The following is a 25,206-nucleotide window of genomic DNA, read 5'->3' as shown; positions in this document are numbered from 1 at the left end:
CGCCTACGACCAAGGACCATCAGTGGAAAAGCCGGGCAGACCGGCGAACACCACACACCCGAGAACCACCACCGCCGTCCCGGCCCAGATCAACGAGCGAGCCACGGCCCATCGGTGGATCGAGGCTCAGCAACGGCCGGGGGGTGCACGACGACGAGACCGCCGAGCTCGCCGTCGGGCTGGTGCTCGCGTCCCTGCGGGGGCTGGACGACTACGTCCGTCAGCAGGCGGACGGCGTGTGGGCGACGCGCAGGCGCCGGTCGCTCGCGGACCGACGGGTGCTCGTGCTCGGCCAGGGCTCGATCGGCACGGCCATCACGGCGCGGCTCGAGCCGTTCCGCGTCGACCTGGTCCGGGTGGCACGGACGGGTCGCACCGTGGACGGCGTCCAGGTCCACGGCGTCGACGAGCTACCGGCGCTCCTGCCCACGGTCGACGTCGTGATCGTCATCGTGCCGCTCACCCCCGAGACGGAGCGGCTGGTCGACGCCGACTTCCTCGCGCGCCTGCCCGACGGCGCCCTCCTGGTGAACGTCGCGCGCGGCAGGATCGTCGACACGGCCGCCCTCCTGGTCGAGCTCGGGTCCGGCCGGCTGCGAGCCGCGCTCGACGTGACCGATCCCGAGCCGCTGCCGCCCGACCACCCGTTGTGGCGCGCGCCCGGCGTCCTCATCACCCCGCACGAGGGCGGTCACACGACAGCGACGCACAGCCGGTTCGTCGACCTGGTCCAGGCGCAGCTCGAGCGGCTCGCGCGCGGCGAGGACCCGGCCCACGTCGTCGCACGCACGTGAGCCGGGTCGTGTCGTGGCGCGCGGTCGGCACCCGGTGCCACAGTGGGCGGATGGCCGAGACGCTGAGGTACGAGGTAGCGCAGGGTGCCGTCGACGCCCGGCACTGGCGCGTGGTGCACGGCCGGCTCCTCGCCAGCTTCCGGACCGGGTCGTTCGAGCGTGGCGTCGAGCTGGTCCGCCGTGTCGCCGAGGCGGCGGAGGCGGCCGACCACCACCCCGACGTGGACCTGCGGTACCCCCGGGTCGCGATCGCCCTCACCACGCACGACGCCGGGGGACTGACCCGCCGCGACGTCGACCTGGCCGCGGCGATCACCGCGATCGCGGACGAGCTCGGCGTCCCGGGCGAGCCCGGACGGCCGCGGACCGTCGAGATCGCGATCGACGCGCTCGACGTCCCCGCCGTCGTGCCGTTCTGGCGGGCCGTGCTCGGCTACCGCGACGAGACGCTCCCCGACAGCGGCACGGCACCCGCGCTCGTCGACCCGGACGGCATCGGCCCGGCCGTCTGGTTCCAGCAGATGGATGCGCCTCGGCCGCAGCGCAACCGGATCCACCTCGACGTCTCCGTGCCGCACGACGTCGCCCCGGAGCGGGTCGCCGCCGCGCTCGCGGCGGGTGGTCGCCTCGTCTCCGACCGACGCGCGCCCGCGTTCTGGGTGCTGGCCGACGCCGAGGGCAACGAGGCGTGCGTGTGCACCTGGCAGGCACGCGAGCAGTAGACGTCTTCTCGCCTGGCGACCCTCCTGGCGGTCACCGGATGATGCGGTCCTAGACTCCCGGCATGACCGCGACGACGGACCCCACGGCAGGAACCACCGCGACGGGGGCCGACGGCGCCCCGGACATCAAGCCCCGCAGCAGGACCGTCACCGACGGCCTGGAGGCGACCGCGTCGCGCGGCATGCTGCGCGCCGTCGGCATGGGGGACGAGGACTGGGTCAAGCCGCAGATCGGCGTCGCGAGCTCGTGGAACGAGATCACGCCCTGCAACCTGTCCCTCGACCGGCTCGCGAAGGCGGTCAAGAACGGCGTGCACGCGGGCGGCGGGTACCCGCTCGAGTTCGGCACCATCTCGGTGTCCGACGGCATCTCGATGGGCCACGAGGGCATGCACTTCTCGCTCGTCTCGCGCGACGTCATCGCGGACAGCGTCGAGACCGTGATGCAGGCGGAGCGGCTCGACGGCTCGGTGCTGCTGGCCGGGTGCGACAAGTCGCTGCCGGGCATGCTCATGGCGGCGGCGCGGCTGGACCTCGCGTCGGTCTTCCTCTACGCGGGCTCGATCATGCCCGGGTTCGTCACGCTCTCGGACGGCACGGAGAAGGACGTCACGATCATCGACGCCTTCGAGGCGGTCGGCGCCTGCTCCCGGGGGCTCATGAGCAGGGAGGACGTCGACCGGATCGAGCGGGCGATCTGTCCCGGCGAGGGCGCGTGCGGCGGCATGTACACCGCCAACACGATGGCGTCGGTCGCCGAGGCGATCGGCATGTCGCTGCCCGGCTCGGCCGCCCCGCCGTCGGCCGACCGCCGTCGCGACAACTTCGCCGCCAAGTCGGGCGAGGCCGTGGTCAACCTGCTCCGCCAGGGGATCACCGCGCGCCAGATCATGACGAAGGAGGCGTTCGAGAACGCCATCGCCGTGGTCATGGCCTTCGGCGGCTCGACGAACGCGGTGCTCCACCTGCTCGCGATCGCGCACGAGGCCGAGGTCGACCTGACGCTCGACGACTTCTCGCGCGTCGCCGCCAAGGTCCCGCACCTCGGCGACCTCAAGCCCTTCGGCCGCTACGTCATGCACGACGTCGACAAGATCGGCGGCGTGCCGGTGATCATGAAGGCGCTGCTCGACGCCGGGCTGCTGCACGGCGACTGCCTGACGGTGACCGGCAAGACCGTCGCCGAGAACCTCGCGGACGTGAACCCGCCGGACCCCGACGGCAAGATCCTGCGCGCTCTCGACAACCCGATCCACAAGACCGGCGGCATCACGATCCTCAAGGGCTCGCTCGCGCCCGAGGGCGCCGTCGTGAAGTCCGCCGGGTTCGACGAGGACGTCTTCGAGGGCACGGCGCGGGTGTTCGAGCGGGAGCGCGCGGCCATGGACGCGCTCGAGGACGGCACGATCCAGGCCGGTGACGTCGTGGTGATCCGGTACGAGGGCCCGAAGGGTGGCCCCGGGATGCGCGAGATGCTCGCGATCACGGGGGCCATCAAGGGCGCCGGCCTCGGCAAGGACGTGCTGCTCCTGACCGACGGCCGGTTCTCGGGCGGCACCACCGGCCTGTGCGTCGGCCACGTCGCGCCCGAGGCCGTCGACGCCGGCCCGATCGCCTTCGTGCGCGACGGCGACCGCATCCGGCTCGACGTCGCGAACGCCACGCTCGACCTCCTCGTGGACGACGCCGAGCTCGAGGCGCGCACGGCCGGCTGGGCCCCGCTGCCCCCGACCTACACCCGGGGCGTGCTCGCGAAGTACGCGAAGCTCGTGCAGTCGGCGTCGAAGGGCGCTGTGCTGATCTGACACGCTGTGCTGATCTGACACGCTGTGCTGATCTGACACGCTGTGCTGATCTGACGGGTGCAGCAACCCGCCCGACGGCCCCGGAACCGCTCGCGCGGGATCGGGGCCGTCGGCCTATCGTGGACCGAGTGGCCCCGCGACGACCGGGGCGACGGCCAGGTGGCGAGGGGGCCGCATGTCCGGCACGGCATCACGATCCACGGACGCCGACGTCCTTCACCTGCGCGCGGGCGGCACCACGGTCCTGCTCGACGCCCGCGGTGACGAGCTTCCCCGCCTCGCCTACTGGGGTGCTGACCTCGGCCCGATCGACGACGCAGACCTCGTGTCCCTGGTCGACGCCCAGCGCCCGCAGCGTGTGTCGGGCGGGCTCGACGAGCCGGCGCCGTTCGCCCTCCTCCCCGAGCAGGCACGGGGCTGGCTCGGCACGCCCGGCCTGACGGGGCACCGCGACGGCGCCGCCTTCTCGGTGCGGCTCGAGCCGCACCACGTGCTCGTGGACGCCACCGGTACCGGCGTGGTCGTCGAGGCGGCCGATGCGGTCGCCGGGCTCGACGTCACGCTCGAGCTCGAGGTCACGCCGTCGGGCCTCGTGCGCCAGCGCGCCACGGTGCGCAACGACGGGCCGGACGCTTACGAGCTCACCGGTGTCCTGGCGACGTTCCCGGTGCCCGAGCGCGCCACCGAGCTGCTCGACCTCACGGGCCGGCACCTGCGGGAGCGCTCGCCCCAGCGGCAGCCGTGGAACGTCGGCACGCACCTGCGCGAGGGGCGGCGCGGCCGCCCGGGCGCCGACTCCGCGCTGGTCCTCGTCGCGGGGGAGACGGGGTTCGCGGCGCGTTCCGGCTCGGTGTGGGGCATCCACCTGGCGTGGAGCGGCAACCAGCGGCTGCTCGCCGAACGGACCGTCGAGGGCGGCTCGTTCCTCGCCGCGGGTGAGCTGCTGCTGGCCGGCGAGTGCCGCCTCGGGCCGGGGGAGAGCTACGTCTCGCCGTGGGTCCTCGGCTCGCACGGCGACGGGCTCGACGAGCTCGCGAACCGGTTCCACCGGTACCTTCGCGCCCGGCCGCACCACCCTCGTCGTCCACGTCCCGTCACGCTCAACGTGTGGGAGGCCGTCTACTTCGACCACGACCTCGACCGGCTCCGTGCGATCGCCGACGTGGCGGCCGGGCTCGGCGTCGAGCGCTTCGTGCTCGACGACGGCTGGTTCGCGCGCCGCCGCGACGACACCGCGGGGCTCGGCGACTGGTTCGTCGACCCCGAGGTGTGGGCCGACGGCCTCGAGCCGCTCGTCTCGCACGTGCGCGGTCTCGGCATGGAGTTCGGGCTCTGGTTCGAGCCCGAGATGGTCAACCCCGACTCGGACCTGTTCCGGGCGCACCCGGACTGGGTGCTCGCGACCGGCCGACGTCTGCCGCCGAGCGTCCGGCAGCAGCAGGTGCTCGACCTCGGCCGGCCCGAGGCCGCGGCGTACGTGCTCGAGCGGCTCGACGCGCTGCTGACCGAGTACGACGTGGCGTACGTCAAGTGGGACCACAACCGCGACCTGGTGGACGCGGGTCACGGCCCGCGCGGGACCCCCGGTGTGCGCCGGCAGACCCTCGCGCTCTACGACCTCCTGGCCGAGCTCCGACGCCGGCACCCGGGGATCGAGATCGAGTCGTGCGCCTCCGGTGGTGCCCGGGTCGACCTCGGGATCCTCGAGCTCACCGACCGCGTGTGGGCGAGCGACTGCATCGACCCGCTCGAGCGCGAGCAGATCCAGCGGTGGACCGAGCTGCTCCTGCCGCCCGAGCTCATCGGGGCGCACGTCGGCAGCCCGGTCTCGCACACGACCGGCCGCACGCACTCCCTCGACTTCCGCGCGGCCGGGGCCCTGGCCGGCCACCTCGGCATCGAGTGGGACGTCACGACCGCGACCGACGAGGAGCGGGCCCGGCTCGCAGGGTGGGTCACCGCCTACCGCACGCACCGGGCGCTGCTGCACACGGGCGTCGTCGTGCACGGCGACCACCCGGACCCGGCGGTCCGCGTGCGCGGCGTGGTTGCCGACGACGGCGGCGAGGCGGTCTTCTGGCTCACCCGGCTCGCGACGAGCGTCACGTACCCGCCGGGGCGCGTCACGCTGCCCGGGCTCGACCCGGGCGGGGTGTACGAGGTCCGCCCGCTGCCGCCGGGGGACCGGATCGCGGGGAACGGGCAGTCCCCGCTCGCGTGGTGGGAGACGGGCGTGCGCGCGCCCGGACGGGCGCTGTCCCTGCTCGGCGTGCGCGCCCCCGTCCTCCACCCCGAACGCAGCGTCCTGCTGCACGCGCGACGGCTCGGACCCGTCGCGGCACCCCGCTGATCGACGGCCGACGTCACCTCCCGCACGGCCACCAGCCCGGAAGGTCCGCTCATGGACAGACGCATCGTCCGCACCGGCGCCTGCCTCGTCGTCGGGGTCCTCTCGATGTCCCTGGCCGCGTGCGCCGGGGGCGGCGACAAGACCACCATCACCTTCTTCCAGTTCAAGCCCGAGGCGGTCGCCTACTTCGAGGACCTCGCCGCACAGTTCGAGGAGGCGAACCCCGACATCCGCGTGATCGTGGACAACGTGCCCGACCCCGAGTCCGCCCTGCGGGCCCGGCTCGTCAAGAACGACGTCCCCGACGTCCTCACGCTCAACGGCAACGCCACCTTCGGCGAGCTGGCATCGGCGGGCGTGTTCGCGGACTTCACCCGGTTCGCGGACGGCGCGCTGCTCGAGGGCGTCAACGAGGGCTACCTCGACGTGGTCCGCAACCTCGGGGCGGGCGAGCCCGGCGCCGTCAACGGCATCCCGTTCGCAGCCAACGCGAGCGGCGTCCTCTACAACACCGAGGTCTTCGCCGGACAGGGCGCCGAGATCCCGCAGACCTGGGACGAGCTCATCGGGCTCGCCGAGTCCTTCGAGCAGGCGGGCATCACGCCGTTCTACGCGATGCTCGCCGACCCGTGGACGGCGCAGTCACCGCTCGCCCCGCTCACGGCGCAGACGGCCCCGGAGGACTTCTTCGAGAACCGGTTCGCGGACCGGACGACGTTCGCCGAGGGGTGGCGTGAGGCGGCCGAGAAGGAGGCCGAGCTGTTCGAGTACACGCAGCCCAACCCGGCGGCCTTCGGGTACCAGGAGGGCACGGTGGCCTTCGCCGACGGCGAGTCCGCGATGCTCCTGCTCGGCAGCTACGCCGTCCCGCAGATCCGGAGCTTCGAGCCGGACTTCGAGGTCGGCAGCTTCGCGCTGCCGGCGACCGACGACCCAGACGCGACCACGCTCGTGTCGGGGGTCGACGTGCTGATCACCGCGGGGGCGAACGGCGCCTACCCGGAGGCGAGCCGGCGCTTCATCGAGTTCCTCATGCAGCCCGACGTGGTCCAGGCGTACGCAGAGGAGCAGGTCGCCATCCCCGCGCTCGAAGGGGCGAGCAACCCGGACCCCGCCCTCGCGGGGGTCCAGCCCTACATCGACTCCGAGCGCATCGTGGGCTTCACCGACCACCAGTTCATCCCCGCCATCCCGCTCGGGCCGCTGCTCCAGCAGTTCCTCATCGACAAGGATGTCGACGCCTTCCTCGGCGGGCTCGACGACAGCTGGGACCGCGTGGCGCAGCGTCGGACCTGGGGCGTCGGGGCGGTGAGCTCCTGATGGCCACGACCGCGGCGCGTGGTCCTGCGGACCGCGCGACCGGACGAGCGGCCGGGAGCGCGGCCAAGGGCGGGCGGCTGAAGGAGAACCAGACGGCGCGGACCTTCTACTGGATGGTGCTGCCCGCCGTCGTGCTGTTCCTCGTGTTCCACACGATCCCGGTGCTGCAGGGCGTGTTCTACAGCCTCACGGACTCACCCGGGTACGGGGACTGGAGCTTCGTGGGGCTGTCGAACTACACCGCGCTGTTCGGCGACCCACGCGTGATGTCGGCGTACTGGTTCACGTTCCGGTTCGCGATCATCGCCACGGTCCTGGTGAACGCCCTCGCGCTCACCATCGCCGTGTGGCTCAACGGACGCATCAAGTGGAAGAACACGCTGCGAGGTGTCTACTTCATCCCCAACGTGCTCTCGGTGCTGGTCATCGGGTACGTGTTCCAGTACCTGTTCGCCGGGGCCGTCCCGGCCCTGGCGACCGCGCTCGGCATCGACCGCCTGTCCACGTCGATCCTGGCGGACCCGCAGCTCGCGTGGGTCGGGATCGTCATCCTCGCCGTCTGGCAGGCCACCGCGTTCAACATCATCATCTACATCGCGGGACTCCAGACCGTGCCGCAGGAGCTCTACGAGGCCGGCTCGCTCGACGGGGCGAGCGCCTGGCGGCAGTTCACGAGCATCACGTTCCCGATGATCGCCGGCTTCTTCACGATCAACATGGTGCTGGCGCTCAAGAACTTCCTGCAGGTGTTCGACCACGTGCTCGCGCTGACCAACGGTGGTCCCGGGACCTCCACGGAGTCGGTCAGCGTGCTGATCTTCAAGGGCGGGTTCCAGGGCGGGGAGTACGGCTACCAGCTCGCCAACGCCACGATCTTCATGATCGTCATCATCGCGTTCGCCGCGTTCCAGCTCCGCGTGCTGCAGCGCAGAGAGGTGTCACTCTGATGTCGACCACACCTGTCAGCGGTCCGAACACGATCGCCGCGCCCCCGCGACCCGCCACCGGCCGGGATCCCGACGGTCCCGCCGTGCCCGGGGCACCGTCCCGGCGCCGGCGCACGCGCGGCCGTGACGAGGGCGACGGCCGCGGCGTGAACTGGTGGCTGACCGTGCTGCTCATCGTCCTGAGCCTGACGATCTTCATCCCCCTGTACTTCACGGTCGTGACCGCGCTCAAGACCCAGGACCAGCTGGGCGGCACAGGGTTCGCGCTCCCGACCGAGTTCGCCTGGGGCAACTTCGCCGAGGCGTGGCGGCTCACGAACTACCCACGCAGTGCGCTCAACAGCGCCGCGATCACGGTGGCGGCGGTCGTGCTGACACTGCTGTCGAACTCGATGGTCGCGTACGCCATCGCCCGGAACATGCACCGGCGCCTGTTCAAGGGGCTGTTCTACTTCTTCGTCTCGGCGCTCTTCGTCCCGTTCCCGATCCTCATGCTCCCGGTCGCGAAGCAGACGGCACTGCTGGGGCTGGACAACCAGGTCGGCCTGATCCTGCTGTACGTCGTCTACGGGCTGTCGTTCAACATCTTCATCTTCGTGGCCTACATCAACTCGATCCCGCGCGAGCTCGAGGAGGCAGCCGTCGTCGACGGCGCCAGCACGTGGACCGTGTTCTGGCGGATCATCTTCCCGCTGCTGACCCCGATGAACGCCACCGTGGGGATCCTCACGTGCCTGTGGGTCTGGAACGACTTCCTGCTGCCGCTGATCATCGTCTCCGACCCGCGCGGAGCAACGCTGCCGCTCGTGCAGTTCCAGTTCCAGAGCCAGTTCACGACCAACTACACCGTCGCCTTCGCCTCCTACCTCATGGTCATGGCACCGTTGCTCATCGTGTACGTCGTCTCCCAGCGCTGGGTCATCTCCGGCGTGACGCGGGGTGCCATCAAGTGAGCCACACCGTCCGATGAGCGGAGCAACCACGTGAGCGGAGCCGACGCGCCGCCCGACGACGCCCCCTGGTGGACGAGCGCCGTCGTCTACCAGGTCTACCCCCGCAGCTTCGCCGACTCCGACGGTGACGGGATCGGCGACCTGCGGGGGATCGCGTCGCGCCTCGACCACCTCGAGGCGCTCGGCGTCGACGTCGTGTGGCTGTCGCCCGTCTACCCGTCGCCGCAGGACGACGGCGGCTACGACATCTCGAACTACCACGACATCGACCCCACGTTCGGGACGCTCGAGGACTTCGACGCGCTGCTCGAGGCGGTCCACGCCCGCGGCATGAAGCTGGTGATGGACCTCGTCGTCAACCACACCTCCGACGAGCACCCGTGGTTCGTGGAGTCCCGGTCGTCGCGGGACAACCCGAAGCGCGACTGGTACTGGTGGCGTCCCGCGCGGTCGCACATGGAGCCGGGTGCGCCGGGCGCCGAGCCGACGAACTGGGGCTCGGCGTTCTCGGGGCCGGCGTGGGAGCTCGACCCGGCGACGGGCGAGTACTACCTGCACATCTTCTCGCGCAAGCAGCCCGACCTGAACTGGGAGAACCCCGAGGTCCGGGCCGCCGTGCACGCGATGATGCGGTGGTGGCTCGACCGTGGCGTCGACGGGTTCCGCATGGACGTCATCAACTTCATCTCCAAGGAGCTCAACCCCGACGGGAGCCTGCCGGACGGCGTCGTCCGGGACGGCGCCCTGTACGGCGACGGCGGTCTGCACTACTTCTACGGTCCGCGGATCCACGAGTACCTCCAGGAGATGCACCGCGAGGTGCTCGCCGGTCGCCCCGACCGGCTGCTCACGGTGGGGGAGATGCCCGGGGTGACGGTCGAGCAGGCGCGCCTGTTCACCGACCCGACGCGCGGTGAGGTCGACATGGTGTTCCAGTTCGAGCACGTGGGCCTCGACCACGGCGCGACCAAGTGGGACGCGCAGCCGTTGCGGCTCACCGATCTCAAGGCGTCGTTCGGCCGGTGGCAGGCCGGGCTGGCCGACGTCGGCTGGAACAGCCTCTACTGGGACAACCACGACCAGCCGCGCATCGTCTCGCGCTGGGGCGACGACGGCGAGCACCGGGTCCGCTCGGCCACGATGCTCGCCACCGTGCTCCACCTGCACCGCGGGACGCCGTACGTCTACCAGGGCGAGGAGCTCGGGATGACGAACGCGCACTTCGAGCGGATCGACCAGTACCGCGACATCGAGTCCGTCAACCACCACGCCGAGGCGCTCGCGCACGGGCTGGCGACCGAGGAGGTCGTGCTCGCGGGGCTCCGGACGATGAGCCGCGACAACGCCCGCACGCCCGTCCAGTGGGACGCGTCGCGCCATGCCGGGTTCACCACGGGTGAACCGTGGATCGAGGTGAACCCCAATCACGTCACGGTGAACGCCGCGGCCCAGCGGGACGACCCTCGGTCGGTCCTCCACCACTACCGCCGGCTGATCGAGCTGCGTCACACCGAGCCGGCCGTCGCGCTGGGCGACTTCGCGATGCTCGCCCCGCACGACGAGGCCGTCTACGCGTTCACGCGGCGCCTCGGCGGGACCGAGCTCCTGGTGCTGGGCAACTTCACGGGCGCCGAGCAGGCGGTGCCGGTGGGGGAGGCGGTGACCACCGCCTGGGCGGACGCCGAGCTGGTGCTGCACAACGCGGGAGCCGACGACGACGCCGGGCCCGCGCGCGGCGTCGCCGTCCCGCTCGGGCCGTGGGAGGCGCGGGTGTACCGCCGGCGGATCCGCTGAGGCGCCGCACGACGCCGGGTGCCCCGTTCGGCGGTCCGTGTGGTGGTCACGTGAACCATGATGTGAGACAGCCTGGGTGTGGCGTGACTTCGACCGGAGCGCGGCGTACTGTGCGTCGGGTGCAGACGATCCTCCTCGTAGTACTTCTCGGGCGCGCCGGCTGAGGCCCTCTCGTCAGGTCTCGTCAGCGCGCTCACCCCTCGTCCAGCCCCGTTCGGGGTCGAGGGGTTTTTTCATGTCGTCGACGTTCCACGCCACCGCAGCCAGGGAGACAACGATGGGCCAGGGTCCACACCCGGCGCCGCCGCGCAGCACGAGCGCGTCCGGTCACGCCAAGGCCGGTGCGAGCGGCTCGGGCGGAGCAGGCGCCTCCGGCGGCGGCCGCACCGCCGCGCTCGCCTCCGTCACCGGTCCGGCCTCGATCGGGCCCGAGCAGGTCACGGGAGCGCAGTCCGTCGTCCGGTCGCTCGAGGAGGTCGGCGTCGAGGTCGTCTTCGGCATCCCGGGCGGCGCGATCCTCCCGGTCTACGACCCGCTGATGGACTCCGAGCGCGTGCGGCACATCCTCGTCCGGCACGAGCAGGGCGGAGGTCACGCGGCGTCGGGCTACGCCCACGCGACCGGCCGGGTCGGCGTCTGCATGGCGACCTCCGGACCCGGTGCCACGAACCTCGTAACCCCGATCGCCGACGCCAACATCGACTCGATCCCGATGGTCGCCATCACCGGTCAGGTCGGCGCCGCGATGATCGGCACCGACGCGTTCCAGGAGGCCGACATCGTCGGCATCACGCTCCCGATCACCAAGCACAACTTCCTCGTGACCGACCCGGCCGAGATCCCGCGCGTCATCGCCGAGGCGTTCCACATCGCGTCGACCGGGCGTCCCGGCCCCGTGCTCGTCGACATCGCGAAGTCGGCGATGCAGATGCAGACGACGTTCTCGTGGCCGCAGCAGCTCAACCTGCCGGGCTACCACCCCGTGACCAAGCCCCACGCCAAGCAGATCCGCGAGGCCGCGCGGCTGCTCGCGACCGCGCGCAAGCCGGTGCTGTACGTCGGCGGCGGGGTCATGCGCTCCGGCGCCGCGGCCCAGCTGCGCCGACTCGTCGACGCCTCGGGCGCGCCCGCGGTCACGACGCTGATGGCACGCGGCGCGTTGCCCGACTCGCACCCGCAGCACCTCGGGATGCCGGGCATGCACGGCACCGTGCCGGCGGTCGCGGCGCTGCAGAAGGCGGACCTGATCATCGCGCTCGGCGCCCGGTTCGACGACCGCGTCACGGGCAAGCTGTCGAGCTTCGCGCCGAACGCGACGGTCGTGCACGCGGACATCGACCCGGCCGAGATCGGGAAGAACCGTACGGCGGACGTCCCGATCGTGGGCGACCTCAAGGAGATCCTGGCCGACCTGCTGCCCGAGCTCGAACGCGAGCACGCCCAGCACGGCAGGCCCGACCTCGAGGGCTGGTGGCGTCAGATCGACGACTGGCGCGAGACGTTCCCGCTCGGCTTCACCGAGCCGGAGGACGGCCACCTGTCGCCGCAGCACGTCATCTCCCGCATCGGCGAGATCTCGGGGCCCGAGTCGATCTTCGTCGCGGGAGTGGGCCAGCACCAGATGTGGGCCTCCCAGTTCATCCGGTACGAGCGCCCGAACTCGTGGCTCAACTCGGGTGGCCTGGGGACCATGGGCTACGCCGTACCGGCGGCCATGGGTGCGAAGGTCGGCGAGCCCGACCGGACCGTCTGGGCGATCGACGGCGACGGCTGCTTCCAGATGACCAACCAGGAGCTCGCCACCTGCACGATCAACGACATCCCGATCAAGGTGGCGGTGATCAACAACTCGTCCCTCGGCATGGTCCGCCAGTGGCAGACGCTGTTCTACGACGAGCGGTACTCGAACACCGATCTCCACACTGGCCACGACACCGCGAGGATCCCCGACTTCGTCAAGCTCGCCGACGCGTACGGCGCCGTCGGGCTGCGCTGCGAGTCGCTGGGGGACGTCGACGCGACGATCAAGCGGGCCATGGAGATCGACGACCAGCCCGTCGTCGTCGACTTCACCGTCTCGCGCGACGCGATGGTGTGGCCGATGGTCGCGGCCGGGGTCAGCAACGACGAGGTCCAGTACGCCCGGGGCATCTCCCCGGCGTGGGACCGTGAGGACTGAGGGGACACCATGAGCAGGCACACGCTCTCCGTCCTGGTCGAGAACAAGCCCGGCGTGCTCACGCGCGTCGCCGGGCTGTTCGCGCGCCGGGCGTTCAACATCCACTCGCTCGCGGTGGGCCCCACGGAGCACGAGGAGATCTCGCGGATCACGGTCGTGGTCAACGCGGACGCGCTCCCGCTCGAGCAGGTGACCAAGCAGCTCAACAAGCTCGTCAACGTCATCAAGATCGTCGAGCTCGAGCCGCAGGTCTCGGTCCAGCGCGAGCTGCTGCTCGTCAAGGTCCGCGCCGAGGCCGGCCAGCGCAGCGGGGTCCTCGAGGTCGTCGAGCTGTTCCGGGCGCACGTCGTGGACGTCGTGCCCGACGCCGTGACCATCGAGGCGACCGGCGGGCCCGAGAAGCTCGACGCCCTGCTCGCCGCGCTGGAGCCCTACGGGGTCCGTGAGATCGTCCAGTCCGGCACGGTCGCGATCGGGCGCGGCTCGCGCTCGATCACGGACCGCGCGCTCGAACGGGTCAGCCGCAGCGCCTGAGCCCTGAGTTTCCACCGAATGCCGATTCACACGAGGAGATCCACCGTGGCAGAGCTGTTCTACGACGACGACGCCGACCTGTCCATCATCCAGGGCCGCAAGGTGGCCGTCATCGGCTACGGGAGCCAGGGCCACGCGCACGCGCTCAACCTGCGCGACTCGGGCGTCGACGTCCGCGTCGGGCTCCGCGAGGGCAGCTCGTCGATCGCCAAGGCCGAGAACGAGGGCCTGCGCGTCCTGTCGGTCGCCGACGCGACCACGGAGGCCGACGTCGTCGTCGTGCTCGCGCCTGACCAGGTCCAGCGCCACGTCTACCGCGACGAGATCGCGCCGAACCTCGCCGACGGCGCCGCGCTCGTCTTCGGGCACGGCTTCAACATCCGGTTCGGCTACATCACGCCGCCCGCGGGCGTGGACGTCCTCATGGTCGCCCCGAAGGGTCCGGGCCACCTGGTGCGCCGTGAGTACGTCGACGGCCGGGGCGTCCCGGTGATCGTCGCGGTCGAGCAGGACGCGAGCGGCAGCGCATGGGACCTCGCGCTCTCCTACGCCAAGGCGATCGGCGGGCTGCGTGCGGCCGGCATCAGGACGACGTTCACGGAGGAGACCGAGACCGACCTGTTCGGCGAGCAGGCCGTGCTGTGCGGCGGCGCGTCGCAGCTCGTCCAGTACGGCTTCGAGACGCTGACCGAGGCCGGCTACCAGCCCGAGGTCGCCTACTTCGAGGTGCTGCACGAGCTCAAGCTCATCGTCGACCTCATGTACGAGGGCGGCATCGCCAAGCAGCGCTGGAGCGTCTCCGACACCGCCGAGTACGGCGACTACGTGTCCGGGCCGCGCGTCATCGACCCGCGCGTCAAGGAGAACATGAAGGCGGTGCTCGCGGACATCCAGAACGGCGCCTTCGCCCAGCGGTTCATCGAGGACCAGGACGCCGGGGCGCCCGAGTTCACCGAGCTCCGCGCCAAGGGCGAGGCGCACCCGATCGAGGCGACCGGTCGCGACCTGCGCAAGCTCTTCGCCTGGGTCAAGCCGTCGGAGTCCGACTACGTCGAGGGCTCCGCGGGGCGCTGAACCGCTGCCCCACCCGTTCGACCCGAGGTGGGTCGTCGCCAGCCGGTTCCGGCGGCGACGACCCACCTCGTGTGCGTCTGCCATGTGAGATGAGTGTCCGAAGAGTGGGATCAACCCACTAGGGTCATCGCTCATGACGCGCACCCTCGACCTGGCAGTGATCCCCGGCGACGGCATCGGGATCGAGGTCGTGGAGCAGGGCCTCCTCGTGCTCGACGCGGCGCTTGCCGGCGAGGACGTGACGGTGCGGACCGCCGACTTCAACCTCGGCGCGGCCCGCTACCACGCGACGGGTGACACCCTCACCGAGGCGGACCTCGAGGCGATCCGCACGCACGACGCGATCCTGCTGGGCGCCATCGGCGACCCGAGCGTGCCGTCGGGCGTGCTCGAGCGCGAGCTCCTGCTGCGGCTCCGGTTCACGCTCGACCACTACGTCAACCTGCGCCCCGGGCGGCTCTACCCGGGGGTCGCCTCGCCGCTCGCGAACCCGGGCGAGGTCGACTTCGTCGTCGTCCGCGAGGGGACCGAGGGCCCGTACGTCGGCAACGGCGGCGCGATCCGCGTCGGGACGCCGCACGAGGTCGCGACCGAGGTGAGCGTCAACACCGCCTTCGGGATCGAGCGGGTCGTTCGCGACGCGTTCGCCCGCGCCGCCGTGCGCCCGCGCAAGAAGATCAGCCTCGTGCACAAGCACAACGTGCTCGTGCACGCCGGCCACCTGTGGCGCCGGACGGTGGACGCCGTCAACGCCGAGTACCCGGACGTCACGGTGGAGTACATGCACGTCGACGCCGCGACGATCTACCTCGTGACGAACCCGTCGCGGTTCGACGTGATCGTCACCGACAACCTGTTCGGCGACATCCTGACCGATCTCGCCGCGGCGATCACCGGAGGCATCGGGCTCGCCGCCTCGGCCAACATCAACCCGGACCGCGACGCGAACGGCAAGCACGTCGCGCCGTCGATGTTCGAGCCGGTCCACGGCTCGGCTCCCGACATCGCGGGTCAGGGGAAGGCCGACCCGACGGCGACCGTGCTCTCCGTCGCGCTGCTGCTCGAGCACGTGGGCATGCCGGACGCTGCGGCGCGCGTGCAGGCGGCGGTCGCCGCGGACCTCGCCGAGCGCCCCGTGCTGTCCGGGCGAGTACGGTCGACGGCCGAGATCGGCAAGGAGCTCGCCGCGCGCGTCGCGGGGTGACCCGCGCCTTCGGGGCCGCGGGGTGACCCGCGCCTTCGGGACCGCGGGGTGACCCGCGCCTTCGGGACCGCGGGGTGACCCGCTCGCCCCCTGCCTTCCCGGCCGTCACCACAGGTACCGTCGTTCTCGTCCTCCTTGGTGAAAGGCCCCTGTGACATGACCACGACCCCCGATCTCGGTGACACCGAGTCCGTGACCCGCGCAGCCGACGCCTTCGAGCTGCGTCGCACCGACGCCCCCGCGCCCGACGCGGAGCGCGCGGCCGCCCTCGCCCATCCCCGGTTCGGCACCGTCTTCACCGACCACATGGCACGGGTCCGCTGGACCTCGACCGACGGCTGGCACGACCGTCGCGTCGAGAAGTACGGCCCGCTCCTGCTCGACCCGGCGACAGCGGTCCTGCACTACGGGCAGGAGATCTTCGAGGGGCTCAAGGCCTACCGGCACCCGGACGGCTCCGTGTGGACCTTCCGGCCCGAGGCCAACGCCGCCCGGTTCGCGGCCTCGGCGCGGCGGCTCGCCCTGCCCGAGCTGCCGCAGGAGGACTTCCTCGGCGCGATCGCCGCGCTCGTGCGCACCGACGCCGCGTGGATCCCCACGGGCGAGGAGACGAGCCTGTACCTGCGCCCCTTCATGTACGCGTCGGAGAAGTTCCTCGGCGTGCGTCCCACCCTCGAGGCGGAGTTCCTCGTGATCGCCTCACCTGTCGGCCCGTACTTCGCCGGCGGGGTGGCACCCGTCTCCATCTGGGTCGCCGAGGACTACCACCGGGCGGGACCCGGCGGCACCGGCAACGCCAAGTGCGGCGGGAACTACGCCGCGAGCCTGCTCCCGCAGCAGGAGGCGTACGCCAAGGGCTGCGACCAGGTGTGCTTCCTCGACGCCGCGACGAGCACGACGCTCGAGGAGCTCGGCGGCATGAACGTCTTCGTCGTGCACGCGGACGGCCGCGTCTCGACACCCGCGCTGACCGGGTCGATCCTCGAGGGCGTCACGCGCTCGTCGATCATCCGTCTGCTGACCGACGCGGGTCACGAGGTCGCCGAGCGGCGGATCCTGCTGAGCGAGCTCACGACGGGCCTGCGGGACGGCTCGATCGTCGAGGTCTTCGCGTGCGGCACCGCGGCGGTCGTCACGCCGATCGGCCGGCTCGCGGGCGAGGGCTTCGACCTCACGGTGGGCGACGGCGGTCCTGGCGCGGTCACGACCCGGGTCCGCGCTGAGCTCACGGACATCCAGTACGGCCGTGCGGTCGACCGCCACGGATGGCTCCAGCGGCTGATGTGACGGCGGCACCGAGGGCGGGGACGTCCGCACCCTCCGGCTCATCGGCCGGGGAGTGCGGGCGCCGCGCCGCACGGGGCGCGTCCCGGATGCCGGACGCCGTTCTCGCCAGGCGGACCGTGTGGCATGATCTCCGGTGTGACGCAGTACCAGCTCATCATCGTGTAGCGCGTTCGGCACACACCGCCGAACGCGCAGACCTCCCGCACCCTCGGGGGGTCTTTTTGTTGCCGGGCACCACCCCCGCCCGTCGACGCCGTCGATCGCCCGCCGGTACCACCCCCACCGGCCGTCCCACCTCCCAGCAGGATGCGATCGACGCACGCCCGCAGCAGCAGCCCGGAGAGAGCTCACAGTGACCAGCGACCACCTCAAGCACGCGTTCGACGTCTACGACACGACCCTGCGCGACGGCGCGCAGCAGGAGGGCATGAACCTCTCGGTCGCCGACAAGCTCGCGATCGCCCCGCTCCTCGACGAGCTGGGCGTCGGGTTCATCGAGGGTGGCTGGCCGGGCGCGATCCCCAAGGACACCGAGTTCTTCGCGCGCGCGGCCAAGGAGCTCACGCTCACCAACGCCCTGCTCGCCGCGTTCGGGGCCACGCGACGTGCCGACTCCCGGGCGTGGGACGACCCGCAGGTGCGTGCGCTGCTCGACTCGCAGGCGCCGGTGGTCACGCTGGTCGCCAAGAGCGACATCCGGCACGTCGAGCGCGCGTTGCGCACCACGGGGGCCGAGAACCTGGCGATGATCACGGACACGGTGACGTTCCTCGTGAGCGAAGGCCGACGGGTCGTGCTCGACGCCGAGCACTTCTTCGACGGGTACCGGTACGACCCCGCGTACGGCCTCGAGGCCGTCGCCGCGGCCTTCGCGGCCGGCGCCGAGGTCGTCACGCTGTGCGACACGAACGGCGGCATGCTGCCCGACGGCGTCGCGCAGATCGTCGGGGAGGTGCACGCCGCGCTGGGGCACGGGCCGCGCCTCGGCATCCACGCGCACAACGACTCGGGGTGCGCCGTGGCGAACTCGCTCGCCGCGGTCGGCGCGGGTGCCGACCATGTCCAGGGCACGGTCAACGGCTATGGCGAGCGGACGGGCAACGCCGACCTCATCGCCGTCGTCGCGAACCTCGAGCTCAAGGAGGGACGCGACCTGCTCGCTGGCGCCGGCGGGCTCCGCGAGGCGACCCGGATCGCGCACGCGATCAGCGAGATCACGAACATCAGCCCGTTCGCGCGGCAGCCGTACATCGGCGCGAGCGCGTTCGCGCACAAGGCGGGGCTCCACGCGAGCGCGATCAAGGTCGACCCCGACCTCTACCAGCACATCGACCCGCTTCGCGTCGGCAACGACATGCGCATGCTGATCTCCGACATGGCGGGGCGCGCGTCGATCGAGCTCAAGGGCCGCGAGCTCGGCTTCGACCTCGCCGGGCAGGGCGAGCTGCTGGGCCGCGTCACCACCCGGGTCAAGGACGCGGAGGCGCAGGGCTACACGTACGACGCGGCGGACGCCTCGTTCGAGCTGCTCCTGCGCGAGGAGGTCGACGGCGAGCGCCTCACCTACTTCGACGTCGAGAGCTGGCGCGTGATCGTCGAGACCGTGCCCGGCGCGCCGGACCTGGCCAACGCCGAGGCGACCGTCAAGCTGGCGGCGGGCGGCGTGCGGCAGATCGCGACCGGTGAGGGGAACGGTCCGGTCAACGCCCTCGACCACGCGCTGCGTCAGGCGCTGCGCGCGACGTACCCCGAGATCGCCCGCTTCGAGCTGATCGACTTCAAGGTGCGGATCATGGACACGATGCACGGCACCGACGCGATCACGCGCGTGCTCGTCGAGACCATGGACACCGGTGCGGAGACGACCTGGCGCACGGTCGGCGTCGGGCCCAACATCATCGAGGCGTCGTGGGAGGCCATCGTGGACTCGATCGTCTACGGCCTGCTGCGCGCGGGCGTGGAGCGGCGCTGACGCCGGTCTAGGGTGACCGGGTGAGCCCAGACGCGTCCGGTCCCGCGCTGCTGCGGGGCGAGTACAAGGTCCCCGGCGGCAAGCTGGTCGCCGTCGACGTCGAGGTCGCGGACGGTCTCCTCGCGTCCGTCGCGATCAGCGGCGACTTCTTCCTCGAGCCCGACGACGCGCTCGAGCGGTTCAACCGCGCGCTGGTCGGGGCGCCGACGGACGCCAAGGTCGCGCAGCTCACGGCCGCGCTCGAGGCGACGCTCGACGACGCGGTCGCGATGGTCGGGTTCAGCCCGGAGGCGGTCGCCATCGCCGTGCGTCGTGCCCTGGGCCACGCGACGGGCTGGCAGGACCACACCTTCGAGCTGATCCACGAGGACCCGCAGCCGCCGGCCCTGCACGCCGCGCTCGACCAGGTGCTCGCCGAGGAGCTCGCCGCCGGGCGCCGGGGGCCGACGCTGCGGTTCTGGGAGTGGGTCGAGCCCGCGGTCGTCATCGGCTCGTTCCAGTCCCTGCGCAACGAGGTCGACCCCGAGGGCGCGGCACGGCACGGGATCACCGTCGTCCGGCGCATCTCGGGCGGCGGCGCGATGTTCATGGAGGCCGGGAACTGCATCACGTTCTCGCTCGTCGTGCCCACGTCGTTGGTGGACGGCCTGAGCTTCGAGCAGTCGTACGCGTTCCTCGACGACTGGGTGCTCGGGGCGCTGGGCGACGTCGGGGTCAGGGCGACCTACGCGGGGCTCAACGACATCGCCTCGCCCGCCGGCAAGATCGCCGGGGCCGCGCAGAAGCGCCTCGTCGGCGGGGCGGTGCTCCACCACGTGACGATGGCGTACGACATCGACGCCGACAAGATGCTCGAGGTGCTGCGGATCGGGCGCGAGAAGCTCTCGGACAAGGGCACGACGAGCGCGCAGAAGCGCGTCGACCCGGTGCGCTCGCAGACGGGGCTCCCGCGGGCCGACGTCATCGAGGCGTTCAAGGCGCACTTCCGCGCGCGTTACGCCACGACCGACGGTGCGCTGCGGCCCGAGGAGGTCGCGTGCGCGGAGGAGCTCGTCCGCACCAAGTTCGGGACCCAGGAGTGGCTCGCCCGCGTGCCGTGACCTCAGCCGCGTGCGCCGAACACCGCCGTGCCGATACGCACGATCGTCGACCCCTCCGCCACGGCGAGCTCGAGGTCACCGCTCATCCCCATCGACAGCCCGGTCGCCCCGGCGGTCCCGGGTGCTCGCGAGCCGACGACGGCGTCGCGCACCTCGCGCAGGCGCGCGAAGCCTGCGCGGACGACGCCCTCGTCCGTCGAGCGGGCGCCGATCGTCATGAACCCCCGCAGACGGAGCCGGGGGAGGGCGGCGACGACGACGGCGAGCGCCTCGGCGTCGCCCGGCACGACGCCGAACTTGGTCGTCTCACCGGACACGTTGACCTGCACCAGCACATCGAGGTCGCGGTCCGCCGCCTCGCAGCGCTGCGAGAGCCTCCGGGCGAGGGCCAGGGAGTCGACGCTCTCGACGCACGTCGCCCAGCGCAGCGCCTGGTTGACCTTGTTGGCCTGGAGGTGGCCGATGAGATGGACCTCCACGTCGCGGTCGGCGAGGTCGGGGCCCTTCGCGACCAGCTCCTGCACCCGGTTCTCGCCCACGAGGTCGGCGCCCGCCGCGACGGCTGCGCGCACGAGCTCGACGGGCTGAATCTTCGTCGCGAGCAGGAGTCGCACCGAGCCGGGTCCCCGGCCCGCGGCTTCCTCAGCGCGCGCGATGCGCCCGCGGACCGCTGCGAGGCGGACGGCGATGCTCGCACGGCGCGCGCCGTCGTCGTCGGTCATGGGGCCGCACCCTAGCGGCACGGCGCGGAGGACAGACCGACGCGGTGGTCGGTGCGGGCCGAACCGGACGTGGCACGGGAGGTCGTGGCGCCCTACGCCCGCCCGATCGGTGCGACCATCGCGTCGGTGAGCCGGATCAGGTCGGCTGGTGACAGCTCGACGTCGAGGCCTCGCCGACCGCCCGACACGAAGACGGTGCGATGGTCGTGCGCCGAGGAGTCGACGACCGTCCGGAGCCGCTGCCGCTGGCCGAGCGGGGAGATGCCGCCGACGACGTAGCCCGTCGCCCGCTCGGCGGCCGGCTGGTCCGCGAGCGCGGCCTTCTTGCCGCCGACGGCCTGGGCGAGCGCCTTGAGGTCGAGCTGCCCCGCGACGGGGACGACCGCCACCGTCAGGGTCCCGTCGACGCTCGCCACCAGGGTCTTGAGCACCCGCTCGGGCGCGACGCCGAGCACCGCCGCCGCCTCCAGCCCGTAGCTCAGGCCGCTCGCCGGATCGTGCTCGTACGGGTGCACCGCGTGCTCGACCCCGGCGGCCGCGAGCGCGACGAGCGCCGGTGTCCCACCCGTCGACGGTCCTCTGGACGACTTCCTGGCCACGGCGCCACGGTAGGGCACAGCAGTCAGCGGAGCGGTGCCCGGTGACTCGCGCGCGTGCCGTCCGACCCGGCGACCGAACGTGACCCGCGGGCTGCCGGGAGGACAGGTGCCGGGACGCCGTCGCCGCGGTCGAGCGACTGCAGCAGCCGCGCCATCGACCCCGTGATCGGCTGGCCGGTGGCGTACTCGACGAACAGGAACTGGCCGGCGGGGTTGACCTCGAGAAACACGTAGTCGCCGTCCGGGGCGCGGCGCAGGTCGATCGCCCCGTAGAGCAGCCCGAAGCGGTCCATCAGCGCGTGCAGCCGGTCCACGAGCGGTCCGGGCAGCTCGTGGCGGTGGATCGACGCGTGCGCCTGGTCCATCCGGAAGTCGAACTCGTACGAGGACTCGTGCGCCCGGATCTCGGCTGCGTGCACGTCGCGGCCCACCACGGTCACCCGGATGTCGAGCCCGCCCGGGACGAGCTCCTGGAAGATCACCGGAGCGAACCGGAGGTGGCCGAGGTTCGCGACGTCGACGGCCTCGACCAGTCGGGTCTCCGCCCACGCCTCCTCCGTGCCGAGGAACGGCTTGTAGATCGCGCCCGCCGGCTCCGCGGCGAGGAAGGCGCGCGCCTGCGCGGGGTCCGTCGTCGCGCACGTGCGCGGGATCCGCAGACCGAGCTCGGCCGCGACCTTGAGCTGGTGCAGCTTGCGCGAGCCGGCGAGGTCCCGGTCCGGGTCGTTCACCCAGACGGCGTCGGTGCACGACCAGATCCCCCGCACCGCCGCGTCGACCTCCTGGTAGGCGAACCTGCGGTCCGCCTCGGTGGTGAGCTCGGGGTGGAGCTCGTGGTGCTGCGGCCGACGCCACCACACCGCGCGCAAGGCGGTCAGGTCGGTCACGACCTCACCGGAGTCACCCGGCTCGACCCACGTGGCTCGCCACGGTTCCTCGACCGAGTGGCGGCTCGTGACCCGGACCTGCGTGGGCACGTGGCCGGTGTCGAGGAGCACGGGCTCCGACCCGAGCGCGCGGAGCTGGGCCGCGACGCCGGCGGCGTGGACGTCGGACTTGCCGGCGATGATGCCGATCATGGGATCTCCCGGTGCGTGCAGGGGCGAGCAGGGGTGGGGGACGCAGGGTGCGACGGTGGCGGGTGGTGTGCCGCGTCGTCGACGCTGTGCCGCCGCGCGCGGCACACCGCCCGGAAGCGCGGGCGCTCAGGCGCCCGCGGACCCGCCGCCGAAGGTCTGCACGTACTCCGTGTAGACCTGGCGGTACTCCTCCTGGGCCGCGGTGAGCTGTGCCCCGAGCGACTCGAGGGCCTGCTCGTACTGCGCGAGAGCGGCCTCGTAGGCCTCACGCGACTGCGGACCCTGGGCCTGACCCTGTGCAGGGGCCTGTCCCGGGCCCTGTGCCGCTCCGGCGCCCGCGTACATCGCCTCGGCGCCCGGGAACCGGTGCCCGCCCTGGAGCGCGAACGGGCGCAGCCCGGCGCCCTCCGCGACGGGCGCGGCGCCCCGACCCGTGCCCCGGAAACCCGGGAACACCGGGATCACCGGGTTGATCACGGGGTTGATCACGGGGTTGATGACCGGGTCGATGCCGGGATCGATGACCTCCTGGAGGGAGTCGGCCACCGGGCCGGTCCCGCCGCCGCCGAAGTCGGCCCACGGCCTGGTCGCGATGTTGTCGATGAAGAAGCTGGTGTCGAGCCAGGGCCGGGTCTGGATCGTGTCCGCCCACGACGCGGTGTCGAGCCAGTGCAACGTGGCGACGTTGTCGAGGAAGGAGACGGTGTCCGACGTCGGGTTCGTGATCAGGTCGACGCTCGGCGACGTCGCGATCGCGTCGGCGATCGGGCTCGTCACGAGGTTCTGCAGCGTCGGCGAGACGTTGCGGATCGTCATGATCGGCACGCCGAAGTTCGAGCCGGTGCCCGAGGCGTTGCAGCCGCCGTTGGTGTGGACGCCCACGATGGTGCCCGCCGGGCCGAGGATGCCGGAACCGGAGTTGCCGCCGAGGGTGTCGATGTCGTTGTAGAGCAGGCGCCCGGGCTGGAGGTCCGTGGCGGGGCCTGCTTCGATGCGCTTGGGCTGGCCGTTGGGGTGCCCGATGATGGCCAGCATCGCGCCGACGGCGACGTCGGCCGTCGCGACCTGGGTGGTGCCGTAGGTGCTCCCGGGGGAGCCTCCGATGCGGCAGACCGCCATGTCGATCCCGCCGAGGCGGTACTCGATGAGCTCCGTGATCGGGAACCTCACCTCCGCGCGGAGGGTGCCGCCGGGGTCCACCTGGAAGTTGAAGTTCAGGTGCATGTTGGTCGCGATCTCCTGCGGGGAGATCGTCGTGCTGGTCCCGTTGACCGTCGGCCGGGTCCAGCCGTTGCCCGTCTGGTCGAACAGGTGGCCACAGGTGAGGAAGAGGTCCGCGCTGATCATCGTGCCCGAGCCCCAGCGCACGTCGTTCACGTTGCCGGGGTTGTCGTAGATCGACGCCAGGTTGTCGTTCCACTGGACCTGCGCGACGGCGGACTGGTGGTTGTCGACGAACGCCTGGCTGACGCCCAGCGTGCCGTCGTACTGCTCGACCGGCTGGCTGTCGTCGGCCACGCCGCAGATGGACTCGAGGATGCGGGAGTAGGCGTCCCCCGCCTTGCCCTCGGCGAGCTCAGGGACCGGGATGAGGTCGGCCGGCGCCACGAACATCGGGTCGAAGAGGCGGGGGTCGAGACGGTTCGACGAGCGGGTCGTCGGTGCGGCGTCGGCCGAGGTGGTCGTCTCCGTGCGCTTCTTGGTGGGCATGTCTCCCCCTGGGGGCAGGGTGTGCCGCGGGCGGGCGCCCGGCGGTCACGAGGAAGGTGCCGGACGGTGTGTCGTGGATACCTTGGGCTCAGAGCGCACGCGGATGGATGGTGCTCGGCTGGATGGTGCTCGGCTGGCGGTGGTTGATCTGGTCCAGGGCGAGGATCTCTTGCTCGGTGACGTGTATTGCGGTCGTCGGGCGTTCACTCGAACGATCACGCGGTGACCGCGTCGTCGTCTACGACGACCACGGCTCCGGCGCCACACCACTATCAGGGACGCAACTTTGGGGGCGGATGCCCTCGGCGTCCTCCGCGCGGTGATCTCGCCGCGAGGATCGCCAGAGCGATGCTTGGGACCTGATCAGGACGGCCGATTCGATGGCCTGAAGGCCAACGCGGCGAGGCGCACTGCGGCAGTCGCCACGAGGAGACGGCCAGCGAACGAGAGGCGTCGGAGGACGCCCGCAAACCGGCCACGCGTGGCACCTTCTTGCTGTAGGCAGCTACCGGCGCTCTGCGGGGCAGTCGCCGCTCCTCGTCGTCGTGCGCGAAGCCGTGGGGCCGGGTCGTGTCAGTGCCTGCGTCTAGGGTCGAACACATGTTCGAGATTGCGCGCTTGTGAGCGACGGGAGCGAGGTGGCGGGCGCTGTGGCGGAAGCGCGGTCGACGACGATGCTCGACGCCCGGCGGTCGGCGTCACGGTCCGTGGACGTGATCTTCAGCCAGATCGTGGGTGTGCTGATCGAGGGGGCGGCGCACCTGCCCTCGACGGTGAGCGTCGAGGTGAGCGGCGAGGCGAGCGGCGAGGCCCCCGTGCCGACCGGGGTCGCGCTGGCTGAGGCCCTGGATCGCCTGCTCCCGGGGCAGGAGCTGGTGGGTCTGCTGGACGGCCTGGAGCCGGCTGACCTGCACGAGGCGGCGGTGGTGGAGGTGATCGCGGGGTGGGAACGCATCACCTCGTGGGTGGCGGCGCGTCAGGCGCGGATGATCACCGAGCTGGCTCGTCGCCGCGAGCTCGGGCGCCTCGGTGAGTTCGTGGCGGACGAGGTGGCCGCCCGG

At 71.8% G+C, this 25,206-nt stretch carries 19 protein-coding genes and 1 pseudogene; 16 read left to right on the top strand and 4 right to left on the bottom strand.

Annotated features, from left to right (window positions below; all coding sequences use genetic code 11):
- Positions 1–143: 143 nt before the first annotated feature.
- The 15 genes from HIR71_RS14775 to HIR71_RS14705 all read left to right on the top strand — a co-directional run bounded on the left by HIR71_RS14775 (position 144) and on the right by HIR71_RS14705 (position 20,035).
- Positions 144–794, top strand: coding sequence for an NAD(P)-dependent oxidoreductase (locus HIR71_RS14775; protein WP_311836309.1), 651 nt, complete (start codon positions 144–146; stop codon positions 792–794).
- A 50-nt stretch (positions 795–844) separates the two neighbouring features.
- Entirely contained in the window at positions 845–1,516 is a 672-nt protein-coding gene (locus tag HIR71_RS14770; protein WP_169325834.1) for a 4a-hydroxytetrahydrobiopterin dehydratase, read from the top strand.
- 62 nt (positions 1,517–1,578) lie between these two features.
- Positions 1,579–3,321 carry a dihydroxy-acid dehydratase gene (gene ilvD / locus HIR71_RS14765; protein WP_169325833.1) on the top strand — a complete coding sequence of 581 codons (1,743 nt, stop codon included), beginning with the start codon at positions 1,579–1,581 and terminating at the stop codon, positions 3,319–3,321.
- A gap of 175 nt (positions 3,322–3,496) precedes the next feature.
- Complete coding sequence (locus HIR71_RS14760; RefSeq protein WP_169325832.1) at positions 3,497–5,671, top strand: alpha-galactosidase; 2,175 nt, start codon at positions 3,497–3,499, stop codon at positions 5,669–5,671.
- A gap of 51 nt (positions 5,672–5,722) precedes the next feature.
- The gene (locus HIR71_RS14755) at positions 5,723–6,991 is read left to right on the top strand and encodes an ABC transporter substrate-binding protein (RefSeq protein WP_169325831.1); all 1,269 of its coding nucleotides are present in this window, start codon (positions 5,723–5,725) and stop codon (positions 6,989–6,991) included.
- Positions 6,991–7,938, top strand: a complete 948-nt coding sequence (locus tag HIR71_RS14750; protein ID WP_169325830.1) for a carbohydrate ABC transporter permease — start codon at positions 6,991–6,993, stop codon at positions 7,936–7,938. The genes HIR71_RS14755 and HIR71_RS14750 overlap by 1 nt, the downstream gene beginning before the upstream one ends.
- The gene (locus tag HIR71_RS14745; protein WP_169325829.1) at positions 7,938–8,891 is read left to right on the top strand and encodes a carbohydrate ABC transporter permease; all 954 of its coding nucleotides are present in this window, start codon (positions 7,938–7,940) and stop codon (positions 8,889–8,891) included. The genes HIR71_RS14750 and HIR71_RS14745 overlap by 1 nt, the downstream gene beginning before the upstream one ends.
- A 30-nt stretch (positions 8,892–8,921) precedes the next feature.
- Entirely contained in the window at positions 8,922–10,685 is a 1,764-nt protein-coding gene (locus tag HIR71_RS14740; RefSeq protein ID WP_169325828.1) for an alpha-glucosidase, read from the top strand.
- A 277-nt stretch (positions 10,686–10,962) separates the two neighbouring features.
- Complete coding sequence (locus HIR71_RS14735) at positions 10,963–12,864, top strand: acetolactate synthase large subunit (protein ID WP_169325827.1); 1,902 nt, start codon at positions 10,963–10,965, stop codon at positions 12,862–12,864.
- A gap of 9 nt (positions 12,865–12,873) precedes the next feature.
- Entirely contained in the window at positions 12,874–13,398 is a 525-nt protein-coding gene (ilvN, locus tag HIR71_RS14730) for an acetolactate synthase small subunit (protein ID WP_169325826.1), read from the top strand.
- A gap of 45 nt (positions 13,399–13,443) precedes the next feature.
- The gene (gene ilvC, locus HIR71_RS14725) at positions 13,444–14,472 is read left to right on the top strand and encodes a ketol-acid reductoisomerase (RefSeq protein WP_169325825.1); all 1,029 of its coding nucleotides are present in this window, start codon (positions 13,444–13,446) and stop codon (positions 14,470–14,472) included.
- A 133-nt stretch (positions 14,473–14,605) separates the two neighbouring features.
- The gene (locus tag HIR71_RS14720; protein ID WP_169325824.1) at positions 14,606–15,676 is read left to right on the top strand and encodes a 3-isopropylmalate dehydrogenase; all 1,071 of its coding nucleotides are present in this window, start codon (positions 14,606–14,608) and stop codon (positions 15,674–15,676) included.
- Positions 15,677–15,832: 156 nt separating this feature from the next.
- Entirely contained in the window at positions 15,833–16,963 is a 1,131-nt protein-coding gene (locus tag HIR71_RS14715) for a branched-chain amino acid aminotransferase (protein WP_169325823.1), read from the top strand.
- Positions 16,964–17,315: 352 nt separating this feature from the next.
- Positions 17,316–18,935 (top strand): citramalate synthase, encoded by a 1,620-nt coding sequence (gene cimA / locus HIR71_RS14710; protein WP_169325822.1) that lies wholly within the window; start codon positions 17,316–17,318, stop codon positions 18,933–18,935.
- Between the two features lie 50 nt (positions 18,936–18,985).
- Positions 18,986–20,035 carry a lipoyl protein ligase domain-containing protein gene (locus tag HIR71_RS14705; RefSeq protein WP_169325836.1) on the top strand — a complete coding sequence of 350 codons (1,050 nt, stop codon included), beginning with the start codon at positions 18,986–18,988 and terminating at the stop codon, positions 20,033–20,035.
- 2 nt (positions 20,036–20,037) lie between these two features.
- Here the strand turns inward: HIR71_RS14705 and HIR71_RS14700 are convergent, their stop codons facing one another.
- The 4 genes from HIR71_RS14700 to HIR71_RS14685 form a co-directional block, all read right to left on the bottom strand.
- A complete protein-coding gene (locus tag HIR71_RS14700) occupies positions 20,038–20,757 on the bottom strand; it encodes a YggS family pyridoxal phosphate-dependent enzyme (RefSeq protein ID WP_169325821.1) in 720 nt (239 codons plus the stop codon).
- Between the two features lie 92 nt (positions 20,758–20,849).
- Entirely contained in the window at positions 20,850–21,356 is a 507-nt protein-coding gene (ybaK, locus tag HIR71_RS14695; protein ID WP_169325820.1) for a Cys-tRNA(Pro) deacylase, read from the bottom strand.
- A 23-nt stretch (positions 21,357–21,379) separates the two neighbouring features.
- Positions 21,380–22,435 (bottom strand): MvdC/MvdD family ATP grasp protein, encoded by a 1,056-nt coding sequence (locus HIR71_RS14690; protein WP_169325819.1) that lies wholly within the window; start codon positions 22,433–22,435, stop codon positions 21,380–21,382.
- A 126-nt stretch (positions 22,436–22,561) separates the two neighbouring features.
- The gene (locus tag HIR71_RS14685) at positions 22,562–24,145 is read right to left on the bottom strand and encodes a trypsin-like serine peptidase (protein WP_169325818.1); all 1,584 of its coding nucleotides are present in this window, start codon (positions 24,143–24,145) and stop codon (positions 22,562–22,564) included.
- A 650-nt stretch (positions 24,146–24,795) separates the two neighbouring features.
- Between HIR71_RS14685 and HIR71_RS14680 the strand changes: the two are divergent.
- Positions 24,796–25,206 (top strand): annotated as a pseudogene (locus HIR71_RS14680) (hypothetical protein); the annotation flags it as partial.

The organism is Cellulomonas fimi (assembly GCF_012952065.1).
Lineage (GTDB): Bacteria > Actinomycetota > Actinomycetes > Actinomycetales > Cellulomonadaceae > Pengzhenrongella > Pengzhenrongella fimi_A.
The sequence above is the reverse complement of the archived record's forward strand: the minus strand, read 5'-3'. Positions and strand labels throughout refer to the sequence as shown.